We start from the raw sequence: 14,017 nt of genomic DNA on the forward strand, positions 1-14,017 counted from the left end.
CACGGCGGCACGTTCCAGCCAGTCTGTGTACACCGAGCACCAAACAACAACAGACGAAACAGAATGGGATTGACATAGTTTTCGTACATCATCTAAGTTCGCAGCAACGTAACTCCCCCGTTCCGGCCCCGCCCCCGCTCGCGTCCGCCCCCGCGTGTTGGAGCCCTCATGCCCTCCCCTGACCGAAAGCCCCGCCAGGTCACCCCCACCGAACTGCTCGACATCCGCGAAGCCGAGTGGCGGCCCCGCCTGGAGTCGCGCTCCCTCGTCAGCGAGACCGTGCTGCCCCAGAAACACCTGGACCAGGCCGCGGTCGCGCTCGGCCGCGTCCTCACCCAGGCCCTCGACCGGGGACGCGAGCCCCGTCTGCTCCGCTGGCCCGCCTGCGTGGCCGCCGTCACCGCCGGCATCGCCACCGCCCGCTACTCCCAGGGCGCGTTCTGGCCCGCACTGTGGGAGACCGCCCGCGTGCCCGCCGCCCGGCAGGACGCCGACACCTGGGGGAAGGCGTTCCTGGGCGCCCTGGACCGGCTGGGCCTGGACCCCTTCCCCGACGAGCACTTCCCCTACGTCACGCCGATCCTCATGCACGCGGGCATCCCCACCTACTGCCTGGGCGACGTGTTCACCCTGCTGCTGGAACGCAGCGTGCGCACCCCCGGCCTGGACGCCCCCGCCTTCCACCACTGGGCCGTGTCCGGACGGCACCGCCTCAACAGCCTCGACGTGCCCGCGCGGCGGTTCATCACCGAGGGCGGCGACTACGCCCTGGAGGTCGTCGACCGCTGCCTGGACCTGCTCGACCGGCTCCGTGACGACCCCGACGCCGACTGCCGGTCCGTGGGCCTGCCGCCGCGCTTCCTCGCCCCCGCCCGCGAGGCCCTGGAACGGGCCGCCGCGTCGGGGACCCCGGTCGCGCGCCCCGCCACCGGCGGCCCCCGGCGGCAGCAGGGCGCCCGGCCCCGGCTGCGCCTCGACCCCTACGCGCACGGCGTGCACGTCGCGCTGCCCGTCATCGGCGACAGCGACGACCACATCGTGCGCTGGCGCATCACCACCGACAGCGGCACGTACCAGGTGCGCGGCCACGGCCGGTGGGCCGCCGCCGCGGGCACCGCCTCCCCCACCCTGTTCCCGCTGCCCGCCCCCAGCCGCACCGTCCGCGTGGAACTCGGCGACACCGGCTTCACCGAACACCTGCCGCTGGTCGACCCCGAGGACCCGCTGCTCGTCTTCACCGACGACGGCGACCCGCTCGACCCCCGGCTCGCGCTGCCGCCCGGCCGCCTGTGGCTGCTGCACCCCGCCGACCGGGCCCTGCTGCGCTCCGGCGGCGACACCGGCGACGACCTGGTCGGCGACACCCCCTACGGCTGGGAGGGGTGGACACTGCTGCGGGTGACCCTGCGCCGCGGCGACCGGATCGGCCTGGAGGGCTGCCCCGAGCGCCTCGTGCACGGCCGCGCCCGCCCCCACCTCGACCAGTCCGCTCCCGTGCGGGGCGTGTCGACCACGTCCGGCTCCCCCGTCCACGCCGACCTGCCCGTGGTGGTGCTGCCCGACGCCGAGGGCGAGGCCGTGGACTGGCACATCGACGTGCTGCACGCCGACACCGGACGGCTGCTGGCCGGCGCCACCGGCCGCAGCGGGCAGCGCGTCAGCCCGCTGGAGGGCCTGCCCCGCCCCGTGCTCGGCTCGTTCCTGGTCACCGTGCGCGGCCCTCTCGGCCGCGGCCTGCGCCGCCACCTCACCGTCGCCGAAGGGCTCACCGCCCGCTACGAGCCCGCCTTCCGGGCGCTCACCCCCACCGGGCTGGAACCGGTGGACGCCGTCCTGGCCGGACCCGACGGGCTGGACGTCGAACCGGAGGCGCAGCGGCTCGGCTCCGGCGAGGCGACGCTCGCGGCGCGGCTGCGCACCGCCGCCGCCGAACTGGCCGTCACCGTCCGCCCGCCGCACCTGGCCGTACTGTGCACCGGCGACCCCAGCCCCCAGTGGCGGCCCCAGCCGCTGCGGCTGGCCACCGAGACCGTGACCGGGGTCGGCGACCTGCTGCTGCGCCTCCCCGAAGGCGAGGAGGACAGCGGGCTGCCCGGGCCGCTGTCGGTGATCTCCGGTGAGGACGTGGTGCAGCGGGTGGAACCCGCGGCGCACCGGGGCGGCGCCACCGTCCGCTACCCGATCGCCCAGATCGGCGACACCGCCGCCGCCCACCGGCACCTGCGGATCGCCGCCCCCTACCGGGACCGGGTCCTGCACGTCGCCGTGGTCAGCCCGCGCCGCCTGGCCACCGGGGCGCACCAGGAGGACGGCGCCGTCGTCCTGGCGGACTTCCCCGGCATGCCCGGGGTCGATGCCGCCCTCTACCCGCACCGCGCGCCGTGGCGGCCGCCCCGGGTGGTGCCGGTGTCCAAGGACGGCCGCATCGCCCTGCCCGAGGACCTGCGCGACGGCGGCCCGCTGGAGGTGCTGCTGGCCGTGGACGACCCGTGGTCGGCGGCGGAGTGGCCCGACTGGCCCGACCGGCGCGACGCCAACCGGCTCACCTGCCCCGCGCCCGGCGTCCCCGACTCCGACGACCCCGAGGAGGTGCTGCTCTCCCGGGTCCTCGCCGGGGAGGCCGACGCCGACCGGCTGCGCGGCACCGACGAGACCGCCGCCCGGCTGTGGCGGGTCGTGGGCCTGGCCGACCGGCTCGTCTCCGTCGGCGTGGACCGCGCCGCCGTCGACGCCTGTGCCCGCGCCCTCGGCGCACACCCCGTCACCGCGCTGCTCGCCCACGGCTCCGCCGGACTGGACCCCGCCGACAGCGTCCGCACCCTCATCGCCAGCGGCCTGGCCGCCGCACCCCAGCACGACCGGGTCACCGTGGACGAGGCGGTCCGGCTGTGGCAGCGGCTGCCCGCCGCGGCCGCCCTGGCCACCAGCGACCTGCTGCCCCGCATCCCCACCGACCCCGCCCGGCAGCGGCCCGAGCACGCCGAACTGCTGGAGGAGCTGGAGCACAGCTGCGGGCCCGCCGCCGCGCAACTGCTGGCCGGCGACGCCGACCCGCACGCCCGCGTCGGCCGCTTCGACGCCTCCGCCGAACACCTCGCCCGCATGCCCGAGGCTCAGGTCAGGGCCGCGTGGCGGGCCGCCGGAGTGGTGCCCCGGGCGCTGCTGGACGCCGACAACCGCTCCCAGGCCGCCCTCGCCCTGTTCGGGGTGCGCAACAGCACCGCGCTGCACGGGGTGCGCTCCCGGGCGGCCACCGTCCTGAAGCTGACCGCCGCGGTGTGCGACCGGCTCCCCGACGCTTACCGGACAGCGGCACGCGCCCTGATCGACAGCCGCCGCCCCGACCGGCCCGGGTCCTGGCGCGACCTGCCCGCCCTGTCCGCCGCGCTGGCCACCGCCGCCCGCCTGGCCGCCCGGGACGTGGACGACTGCCGACGGCTGGTGGAGCGCTACCGGCAGGAGTGGGCGGAACTGGCCGCCGCGGCCCCCGACCTCGCCGCCGTCGACCTCGTCCTCGCCGAACTCACCCTCGCCGGAACCGAACGCGCCCGACTGTTCAAGGAGCCGACCGCGTGACCACCACCCTGGACCCCATCGGCGTCAGCGCCCTGATCAGTGACAGCTACCGCCGCTACCTGCGCTCCCTGCTGCCGCTGCGCGACCGCGGACTCGCCGACGCCCTGGAGGAGCAGATCAGCAGCAGCCCGCTGCTGACCAAGGGGCCGCTGCTGGAGGCCACCCCGCCCTACCGGACCGGCGCCACCCCGCGCCAACTGGTCGCCGAAGGCGTGCTGTCGCCCTCCTTCGCCGCGCCCGGCGGCCCCGCGATCCACCTGGACCGCCCCCTCTACCTGCACCAGGAGCAGGCGATCCGCAAGGCCCGCGCCGGACGCAACCTGGTGGTGGCCACCGGCACCGGGTCGGGCAAGACCGAGAGCTTCCTGCTGCCCATCCTCAACGAGCTGGAGGAGCAGCACCGGCGCGGCGAGCTCGGGCCGGGCGTGCGCGCGCTGCTGCTGTACCCGATGAACGCGCTCGCCAACGACCAGCTCAAACGGCTGCGGGAACTGCTCTCCGGCAGCCCGCACATCACCTTCGGCCGCTACACCGGCGAGACCAAGGACAGCGACCGGCAGGCCCTCGACTCCTACCACCGCCTGCACGGCCAGCGCGACCCGCTGCCCAACGAGCTCATCAGCCGCGAGCAGATGCGGCGCAGGCCGCCGCACCTGCTGCTCACCAACTACGCGATGCTGGAGTACCTGCTGCTGCGCCCCGCCGACCTCGACCTGTTCGAGGGCGAGCACGCCGGGCACTGGCGGTTCGTCGCCCTGGACGAGGCGCACGTCTACGACGGGGCCAAGGCCGCCGAACTGGCGATGCTGCTGCGCCGCCTGCGCGACCGGGTCGCCCCCGGCCGCCGCCTGCAGTGCATCGCCACCAGCGCCACCGTCGGCGACGACCCGCAGGCGGTGATGACGTTCGCGTCCCGGCTGTTCTTCGACGCGCCGTTCGAGTGGGACGCGACCGACCCCGACCGGCAGGACCTGGTGACCGCCGCCCGCCGCACCGACGCCCCGGGCCGGCCGTGGGGGCCGCTGTCGGCCGCCGACTACGCGGCGATCGGCCGCGCCGCCGACCCCGGGGCCGAGCTCGTCGCCGCCGCCCGGCGGCACGGCGTCCCCGACGGCGACGCCTACCGGGTGCTCGCCGCCGAACAGCGCATGCGGAAACTGCGCGCCCTGCTCGCCGACGGCGGCCCGCAGCCGCTGGAGGACCTGGCCGTGCGGGTCTTCGCCGGAGAGCACGACGGCACCGTGCGGCCCGCCGCCGCGCTGGCCGCCCTGGTCGCCCTGGGCAGCCGGGTGCGCGACCCCGACGGCAACCCGCTGCTCTCCGCGCGCTACCACCTGTTCACCCGCGCCACCGAGGGCGCGTTCACCTGCCTGTCCGGGAAGGGGCCGCACGTCTGGCTCTCCCGCCACGAGCACTGCCCCGACTGCCACGCGCCCGCGTTCGAGCTCGCCGCCTGCAAACGCTGCGGCGACGCCTACCTGGTGGGCACCACGGCGGCCGAGGACGCGGCGGTCCGCTTCCTGCCCCAGCGCCGCCCCCAGGACCAGGTCCTGTGGCTGCACCTGGGCGACTCCCCGATCGCCGTCGACGACGATGACGACACCCTGGAGGAGCCCGTCGCGCGGACCACCCCCGAGGACGACCACCTGTGCGTCGGCTGCGGCGCGCTCGGCACCGCGGCGCGCGCCTGCGTCTCCGGCTGCCCGGGCCGTGCCGTGCGCGCGGTGCGGAAGCTGCGCAGCAGGAACGGCCGCCCCAGCGGCTGCCTGTCCTGCGGGGCGCGCGGCCTCGACACGGTGCGCCGCCTGGAGAGCGGCAACGAGGCCGCGGCGGCCGTGGTGGCGACCGCGCTCTACCAGGCGCTGCCCGAGGACGCCGACGCCGGGCGCGCCGACCGCCCCGGCGGGGGCCGCAAACTGCTCACGTTCAGCGACAGCCGCCAGGCCGCCGCGTTCTTCGCGCCCTACCTGGAGCACAGCTACTCGCTGCTGCAGCAGCGGCGGCTCATCCTCGAGGGGCTGGAGCACGGCTTCGACGCCGCCGACGACTTCCGGGTCGACGACCTGATCGGCCACACCGCGCGGCGGGCCGCGCGCGCCGGGAACTTCGAGCGGCGCGTCTCCCGCCAGCGCCGGGAGCACGCCGCCGGCCTGTGGGTGATGCGGGAGCTCGTCGCCACCGACGACCGGCAGTCCCTGGAGGGGCGCGGCCTGCTGCGCGTCCGCATGGAACGCCCCGAGGGCGTGCGGCTGCCCCCGGCGCTGACCCGGATGCTCGGGCTGGACGAGGACGAGGCGTGGGACCTGCTCGGCGAGCTCGTGCGCACCCTGCGCCAGCAGGGCGCGCTGACCATGCCCGAGGGGGTGGCCCCCGACGACGAGGCGTTCGCGCCCCGGCGCGGCCCCGTCTACGTGCGGGAGAGCGGCCCCGCCCCCAAGCGGAAGGTGATCTCCTGGCTGCCCGGCCAGGCCAGCAACCGCCGCGTCGACTACCTGCGGCGGCTGCTGGACCGGCTCGGCGTCGCCGACCCCTCGCTCACCCCCGAGGACCTGCTGCGCGGCGCCTGGAAGCTGCTCACCGGGCTGGGCGGCGGGCGCGAGGGCGAGGGGTGGCTGTGCTCGGACAGCGACCGCGTCCTCGGCACGGTGTGGCGGGTCGACCACACCGCCCTGCTGCTGGCCCCCGTGGGCGCGCACGCCCCGCTCCACCAGTGCGACAGCTGCCGCCGCCTGCACCCGGTGTCGGTGCGCGGGGTGTGCCCCACCCTCAACTGCCCCGGCACGCTCCACCCGTTCACGCCGCCCGCCCCCGAGGCGGACGACGACCACTACCGGCGCCTCTACCGCAGCCTCAACCCGGTGGTGCTGCGCGCCCAGGAGCACACCGCGCAGTGGTCCACCGAGGAGGCCGCCCGCATCCAGGAGGACTTCGTCGAGGGCCGCGTCAACATGCTGTCCTGCTCCACCACCTTCGAGCTCGGCGTGGACGTGGGCGAGCTCCAGGCGGTGCTGCTGCACAACATGCCGCCCACCACCGCCAACTACGTGCAGCGCGCCGGACGCGCCGGGCGGCGCACCGACTCGGCCGCGCTGGTGGTCACGCACGCCCAGCGCCGCTCCCACGACCTGTTCCGCTACCAGGAGCCCGAGCAGATGATCGCCGGGCAGGTGCGCGCGCCCTACGTGCCGCTCGCCAACGAGCGCATCGCCCGCCGCCACGCCCACTCGGTGGCGCTGGCCGCGTTCTTCCGGCACTGGCACCGCGCCACCGGGGAGGCCTGGGCCACCGTCGGCGCGTTCTTCCTGCCCGGGGAGAACGGAGCACCCGCACCGGTGACCCGCGTGGCTGACTTCCTCACCCCGGTCCCTGAGGAGATCAGGGCCGCACTGCGGCGCATTCTGCCGAGCAACGTGGCCGCCGACATCGGGGTGGACGACGACCGGTGGGTTACCGAACTGTGCGAACACTTGGAGCAGTTGCGTCTCGAAGTCGACCAGGACGTCGCCGACTTTGAACGCCGCCGCGTGGCAGCCTTTGAGAAACGCAACGACCTGCTGGCTGGGCGGTTCGGGAAGACCATCAACACCATCGTGCGCCGCTCGCTGCTCAGCTTCCTGGCGACCCGCAACGTGCTGCCCAAGTACGGATTCCCCGTCGACACCGTGGAACTGCGCACCCACCATGCCGAAGAGCCGGTGGGCAGCAAACTTGAGCTGGCCCGCGACCTCACCTCAGCGATCTACGAGTACGCGCCAGGCGTGGAGATCGTGGCGGGCAGCAGAAAATGGCAGTCGGGCGGGGTGTACCGGCTGCCCGGGCGGGAGCTGCGCCGCTTCTCCTACCGGGTGTGCGACACCTGCGGCTACTACGCGGAGAGCACGGAACGGCTCGCTGAAGTCTGTGCGGCCTGCGGGACCGCAGCCACCGGCACGCCCACCGAGTACTGCATTCCCGAGTTCGGTTTCGTGGCCCTGCCCAAGACGGAAGCCGCGGGCCTAACTCCGCCGCAGCGGTCCTGGCACGGCTCTACCCACGTGCTCCGGCTCGCGGTCGACCCCGTGGAACGACGGTGGCCGCTGCCCAGCGGAGGCGAAGTGGTGTGCCTGGCAGGCAGCCGCGGGGAACTCGTGGCGCTCTCCGAAGGGCCGTCTGGACGCGGATTCTGGATCTGTGAATGGTGCGGCTGGGGCGGCAGAGCAGCCCAGAAGCGTCCTAAAGAGCACACGCACCCGCTCAAAGGCATCCCGTGCACCGGCCCGCTCAGCCGCCTGTCCTTGGGGCACAAGTACGAAACCGACCTCGTGGACATCACCTTCCACGGGAAGCTGAACATCACCACAGCGTCGCCCCAGACCCGGTATTCGCTGCTGTACGCTCTGCTGGAAGGCGCGTCAGCCGCGTTGGAGATCAGCCGCGACGACATCGACGGCACCCTGTTCTTCCAGGCCGGGCAGACCACCAGCCTGGTGCTGTTCGACACGGTGCCTGGCGGGGCAGGCGGCGCCGTCCGGATTGCCACGCACTTCCGCGAAGTGCTGCTCGCCGCCCGGAAACGGGTGGAGAACTGCGAGTGCGGGGAAGAGACGTCCTGCTACGGGTGTCTGCGCACCTATCGCAACCAGACCCGCCACGACCTGCTGGTGCGCAGGGACGCGCTCGCCGCGCTGCACTCGCTGACCTGACCGGTCGGGGAGGGGGCACGGCCCCCGCGGAAACCCGTGTTCAGAGGGTTTCCGCGGGGGCCGTGCATGCCGTCACGACTCTGCGCGGAGAATCTCCAGCGACTTCGCCAAATCCTCCGGATACGAGCTGGTGAACTCCACCCGGCGGTACTGCGTGGGGTGGGTGAACGCCAACCGGATCGCGTGCAGCCACTGCCGGTGCACCCCCAGCCGCTCCGCCAACGTGGGATCCGCCCCGTACAGGGTGTCCCCCACGCACGGGTGGCGGATCGCCGACATGTGGACGCGGATCTGGTGGGTGCGGCCCGTCTCCAAGTCGATTTCCAGCAGGCTGGCCGCGCGGAACGCCTCCAACGTGGTGTAGTGGGTCACCGACGGGCGGCCGCCCGCCACCACCGCGAACCGGCCGTCCCCTGACGGGTGCCGGTCGATCGGCGCGTCGATCGTGCCGCGCAGCGGATCAGGGTGCCCCTGCACGAGCGCGTGGTAGACCTTCTCCACTGTGCGCTCCTTGAACGCGCGTTTCAGCGAGCTGTAGGCGATCTCGCTTTTCGCGACCACCATCAGCCCCGTGGTGTTGGCGTCCAAGCGGTGCACGATGCCCTGCCGTTCGGCGGCACCACTGGTCGCGACCGCGACCCCTGCGGCCAGCAGCCCGTCCACCACGGTCGGCCCCGACCAGCCGATCGTGGGGTGGGCGACCACGCCCGCGGGCTTGTCCACCACGACAATGTCGGCGTCCTCGTACACGATGCGCATCCCCGGCACCGGCTCGGGACGCGGCGCAGGGGGGTTCGGGGGCGGGGGCAGGGTGATGTCCAGCCACGCCCCGGCGTTCACCCGGTCGGACTTCGCTGCTGGCGCACCATCGACCAGCACATTGCCTTCAGCGATCAGCTCGGCTGCACGGGTCCGCGACAGGCCGAAGAGGCGGGCGATTGCCGTATCGAGCCGATCGCCTTCCAACCCGTCAGGTACCGGCATGCTCCGGTGATCACTCACGCTTCGTCTCCTCGCGTCGCACCGCGTTTGTCGTCTGTCTCGCGCGTGCCGTCAATGTTGATCCCACGGAAAGCCAACAGCACGGCGAGGACACCGCCGCACACGATCGCGGAGTCGGCGATGTTGAACACCGGCCAGTAGGGCACCTGAATCCAGTCCACGACGTGACCGTGCAACGGGGACGGCGGATGGAACAGCCGGTCCACCCACGTCCCTGGCGCGTCCGGACCCACGAGTGCCGCCGGTATCTCCCGAGTGTCAGGACGCCACACGCGGTCGATGAAATTGCCTATGGCGCCACTGAGGATCAACCCCAGCGACACCGCCCATCCGGCGCTGCGCAGCCGAGGTGCCGTCCACAGGATGGTGCCGATGACCGCCACCATGATCAGGCTGAACACCCAGGTCATCCCGGTACCGATGGAGAACGCTGCCCCCGGGTTGAACACGAGTGTCAGCTTGAGCAGGCCGCCGAGAAGCACGATCGGGTCGCGGGGGGAGAAGTACGCGAGCGCGATCTCCTTGGTGACGAAGTCGGCAACCAAGGGCCCGGCGGCAACCGCCAGCAGCAGCCCTATCCGGCGCGGGCGGTCCTGTGGGGACGCGTTCTCAGCCTCAGTACTCTCGATGCCCTGAGCGGGGTCGACGTCACTCAGCGGGAACTCCTCAACGTGGGATACGGCGTACCGCCGCCTCCGTGGTCTCGCGGCCGTCGGTGTTCCGTCCGCGTGGCGTGCGGGCCAGCCCTCATTCTATGCGCCAACCTGATTCCCTCATCTGGCTGCGCAGCGGCCGTTACTCTTCGACGTGCACGAACCCGCCGTATTCTTCGGCGAGCGCGGCAAGCCCTTCCTCATCCATGACGGCGGGAGCACCGTCCGGGCCGGTGCGGACTTCCACGATCCAGTCCACGTCTTCGGCGTCGTCTTCCCCCGCGTACATGTCCCGGTGCACGGTGCAGGGCGCGTACCCCTGCTCTTGCAACTGCTCGGCGAGTTCTTCCGCGGCGTCGCGTTCCGCCAGCGTCACCAGGACGGCTCCCTCGTGGGTCGCTCGGGTCACCGTTTCCTCCTCGGTCTCGCGGTTTTCGGCGCAAGTATGCCCCGGTCACGTTACAGCCGGAAAACGGCGGCCGGACGGTGCTGCTTCCTGGGATATCCTCAACCCAGCAAGGCGTTGATGGGGACGAGTACCGGCGGACACAGCCATGAGCGACCCGGGGACGGTGGAAGCCTGGGGGTATGACCGCACGGGAAGATCACCCCGGAGCCGCCGGAAGAACGGCGTCTGTGCGGACGCTCAGTAGAACCGGCCGATCAGCAACGAGTGGGGCGCGCGGCAGGACGACGGCCGCGCGGCCAAGGAGGGTGGTACCGCGGGGCGTCTGCCTCGTCCCTCCGTCAGGTGACCAGCACCCCTGATGGAAAGGTACGCCACGTGTCGAAGGAGTCGACTCGACCGTTCCCCACGCTTCCCGCCCAGATCGACCTGCCTGCGATGGAGCACGAGGTGCTGCGGCGGTGGGAAGAACACAAGATCTTCGAACGGTCCCTAGAGCAGACACAGGGCGGCCCGACCTGGGTGTTCTACGAGGGTCCCCCGACCGCGAACGGGACGCCCGGCGTGCACCACGTCGAGGCGCGCGTATTCAAGGACGTGTTCCCCCGGTTCAAGACGATGAAGGGGTTCTACGTCGAACGCAAGGCCGGGTGGGACTGCCACGGCCTGCCCGTTGAGGTCGCCGTCGAAAAAGAACTGGGGATCTCCGGCAAGAAGGACATCGAGGCGTTCGGGATCGCCGAGTTCAACGCCCGCTGCCGCGAGTCGGTGCTGCGGAACGTGGACGCGTTCACCGAGATGACGCGGCGCATGGGCTACTGGGTCAACATGGACGAGGCCTACCGCACCATGGACCGCGAATACGTGGAGTCGGTGTGGTGGGCGATCAAGCAGATCTGGGACAAGGGCCTGCTGGTCCAGGACTACCGGATCAGCCCGTACTGTCCGCGCTGCGGCACCACCCTGTCCGACCACGAGCTCGCGCAGGGCTATGAGACGGTCACCGACCCGTCGGTGTATGTGCGGTTCCCGCTGACGTCCGGCCCGCTCGCCGGGCAGGCCGCGCTGCTGGTGTGGACCACGACCCCGTGGACCCTGGTGTCCAACACGGCTGTGGCCGTGCACCCCGAGGTGGACTATGTGGTGGCCACGGACGGTTCTGAGCAGTTGGTCGTGGCCGAGCCGCTGGTGGGTGCGGCGCTGGGTGACGGCTGGACGCTGACCGGGCAGCGGTTCAAAGGCGCGGAGCTGGAACGCTGGACCTACCAGCGGCCGTTCGAGCTGGTGGAGTTCGACTCCCCCGCGCATTTCGTGGTGCTCGGCGACTATGTGACCGTCGAGGACGGTACCGGCCTGGTGCACCAGGCGCCCGCGTTCGGTGCGGACGACATGCAGGTCTGCCGCGCTTACGGGCTGCCCGTGGTCAACCCGGTGCGCAACGACGGCACGTTCGAGGAGCACCTGGACCTGGTGGGTGGCGAGTTCTTCAAGACCGCGGACGCTGCCCTCGTGGCGGACCTGAAGGACCGCGGCCTGCTGTTCAAGCACCTCGACTACGAGCACAGCTATCCGCACTGCTGGCGTTGCCACACTCCGCTGATGTACTACGCGGTGCCGTCGTGGTACATCAAGACGACCGCGATCAAGGACCAGTTGCTGGCGGAGAACGCCAAGACCAACTGGGTTCCGGCGAACGTCAAGGACGGACGTTACGGGGAGTGGCTGCGCAACAACGTCGACTGGGCGCTGTCCCGCAGCCGCTACTGGGGCACACCGCTGCCGATCTGGGAGTTCCCGGACGGTCGGCGGATCTGTGTGGGCTCCTTGAAGGAGCTGAGCGAGCTGAGCGGGCAGGACTTGTCCGACCTGGACCCGCACCGCCCGTACGTGGACGACATCGTCATCCCCGACCCGGACGCGGACCCGTCGCTGCCGCTGGAGCAGCGGGTGGCCCGCCGGGTGCCGGAAGTCATCGACGTGTGGTTCGACTCCGGTGCGATGCCGTTCGCGCAGTGGGGTGCCCCGCACCGCAACCAGGAGAAGTTCGAAGCAAACTTCCCCGCCCAGTACATCTGCGAGGCGATCGACCAGACCCGCGGCTGGTTCTATTCGCTGATGGCGGTCAGCACGCTGGTCTTCGGCCGCTCCTCGTACGAGAACGTGGTCTGCCTGGGCCACATCCTCGCCGAAGACGGCCGCAAGATGAGCAAGCACCTGGGCAACATCCTGGAGCCGATCCCTGTCATGGACCGGCACGGCGCTGACGCGCTGCGCTGGTTCATGGCGGCCAGCGGTTCGCCGTGGATGCCGCGCCGGGTCGGGCACACGGTCCTGGAGGAGATTGTCCGCAAGGTCCTGCTCACCTACTACAACTCGGCGTCCTTCTTCACCTTGTACGCGGGTGCGGGCGACGGGTGGAGCCACGAGCAGTTGGCGGACGCGCCGGCGCCGCAGGACCGGCCGCTGCTGGACCGCTGGATCCTCTCCGAGCTGCACTCGCTGATCAAGACCGTGGACGACGCGTTGGAGCGGTTCGACACGGCGCTGGCGGGCCGGGCGTTGACCACGTTCATCGACGACCTGTCCAACTGGTATGTGCGCCGGTCGCGCCGCCGGTTCTGGGCGGGTGCGGGCACGCCTGAGGGGGCTGCGGCATTCGCGACCCTGTTCGAATGCTTGGAGACCCTCACCCTGCTGATGGCGCCGATCGTGCCGTTCATCACCGACCACGTGTGGCAGGCGCTGCGCCGTCCGGATGCTCCGGAGTCGGTGCACTTGGCGTCGTGGCCGAAGGCCGACGAGTCGCTGATCGACCCTGCGCTGTCGGAGCAGATGGCGCTGGTGCGCCGCCTGGTGGAGCTGGGCCGGGCGGCCCGGGTGGACTCGGGGCAGCGGGTCCGCCAGCCGCTGGCGCGGGCGCTCGTGGGTGCCCCGGGTTTTGCGGAGCTGCCGGAGCAGTTGCGCGCGCAGATCGCGGAAGAGCTCAACGTGGTGCAGCTCGACCCGCTGTCGGTGGTCGGCGGCGACCTGGTGGACTACTCGGTGAAGCCGAACTTCCGTGCCCTGGGCAAGCGGTTCGGCAAGACCACGCCGCGGGTCGCCCAGGCGATCCGGGAGGCCGACGCTAAGACGCTGGTGGAGCGGCTGCGCGCGGACAATGCGGCGACCGTGGACGTCGACGGGGAGCAGGTGGTGCTCTCCGCTGACGAAGTGGTGGTCACCGAGCAGCCGCGGGAAGGCTGGACGGTGGCGTCGGAGGCCGGTGAGACGGTGGCGTTGGACTTGGAGTTGACGCCGGAGCTGCGCCGGGCCGGTGTTGCCCGCGAGGTGATCCGTCTGGTGCAGGATGCGCGCAAGTCCAGCGGGTTGAACATCTCCGACCGTATCCACCTGTGGTGGTCGGCGACCGACGAGATGACAGCGCAGGCCATGGCTGAGCACGCGGAGGCGATCAGCAGCGAAGTGCTGGCGGTGTCCTTCACCGAGGGCACTGGCGACGCCGACGCCTACGAGGTCGTCTCGGAGGAGTTCGGGATCACCCTGCGGCTGCGGAAGGCCTGAGACACGTCGCACGGGGCCGTGGACCTTTCGGGTTCACGGCCCCGTTGTCGTGGAGTCGTTTCCTCAATCCGACCGTCGGCGGGCACCGCGGCCCCGGTGGGGATACTCGCGGGGGCGGGTGGGCCGGGACGGCGACG

6 protein-coding genes are annotated in these 14,017 nt (G+C 72.1%); 3 read left to right on the forward strand and 3 right to left on the reverse strand.

What is annotated here, in order from left to right; all coding sequences use genetic code 11:
• Window positions 1–168 precede the first annotated feature (168 nt).
• Together TF1_RS02005 and TF1_RS02010 are read left to right on the forward strand one after the other, a co-directional pair.
• Window positions 169–3,576 carry a hypothetical protein gene (locus TF1_RS02005; protein ID WP_061783579.1) on the forward strand — a complete coding sequence of 1,136 codons (3,408 nt, stop codon included), beginning with the start codon at window positions 169–171 and terminating at the stop codon, window positions 3,574–3,576.
• Window positions 3,573–8,258, forward strand: a complete 4,686-nt coding sequence (locus TF1_RS02010) for a DEAD/DEAH box helicase (RefSeq protein WP_061783580.1) — start codon at window positions 3,573–3,575, stop codon at window positions 8,256–8,258. Before TF1_RS02005 ends, TF1_RS02010 begins: the two co-directional genes overlap by 4 nt.
• Window positions 8,259–8,330: 72 nt before the next feature.
• Here TF1_RS02010 and TF1_RS02015 read toward each other — a convergent pair whose 3' ends face one another.
• From TF1_RS02015 to TF1_RS02025, 3 genes are all read right to left on the reverse strand, one after another.
• Window positions 8,331–9,260, reverse strand: a complete 930-nt coding sequence (locus TF1_RS02015; RefSeq protein ID WP_011291570.1) for an RluA family pseudouridine synthase — start codon at window positions 9,258–9,260, stop codon at window positions 8,331–8,333.
• On the reverse strand, window positions 9,257–9,805 hold the full coding sequence (locus TF1_RS02020; RefSeq protein ID WP_011291569.1) for a signal peptidase II: 549 nt from the start codon (window positions 9,803–9,805) through the stop codon (window positions 9,257–9,259). Before TF1_RS02020 ends, TF1_RS02015 begins: the two co-directional genes overlap by 4 nt.
• Before the next feature lie 250 nt (window positions 9,806–10,055).
• Complete coding sequence (locus TF1_RS02025; protein ID WP_011291568.1) at window positions 10,056–10,322, reverse strand: hypothetical protein; 267 nt, start codon at window positions 10,320–10,322, stop codon at window positions 10,056–10,058.
• A 375-nt stretch (window positions 10,323–10,697) separates the two neighbouring features.
• Between TF1_RS02025 and ileS the strand changes: the two genes are divergently transcribed.
• Window positions 10,698–13,880 carry an isoleucine--tRNA ligase gene (gene ileS / locus TF1_RS02030; RefSeq protein ID WP_016188495.1) on the forward strand — a complete coding sequence of 1,061 codons (3,183 nt, stop codon included), beginning with the start codon at window positions 10,698–10,700 and terminating at the stop codon, window positions 13,878–13,880.
• The last annotated feature ends 137 nt before the right edge of the window (window positions 13,881–14,017 follow it).

Source organism: Thermobifida fusca NBRC 14071 = JCM 3263 (assembly GCF_001592045.1).
In the GTDB taxonomy this organism is placed as follows: domain Bacteria; phylum Actinomycetota; class Actinomycetes; order Streptosporangiales; family Streptosporangiaceae; genus Thermobifida; species Thermobifida fusca.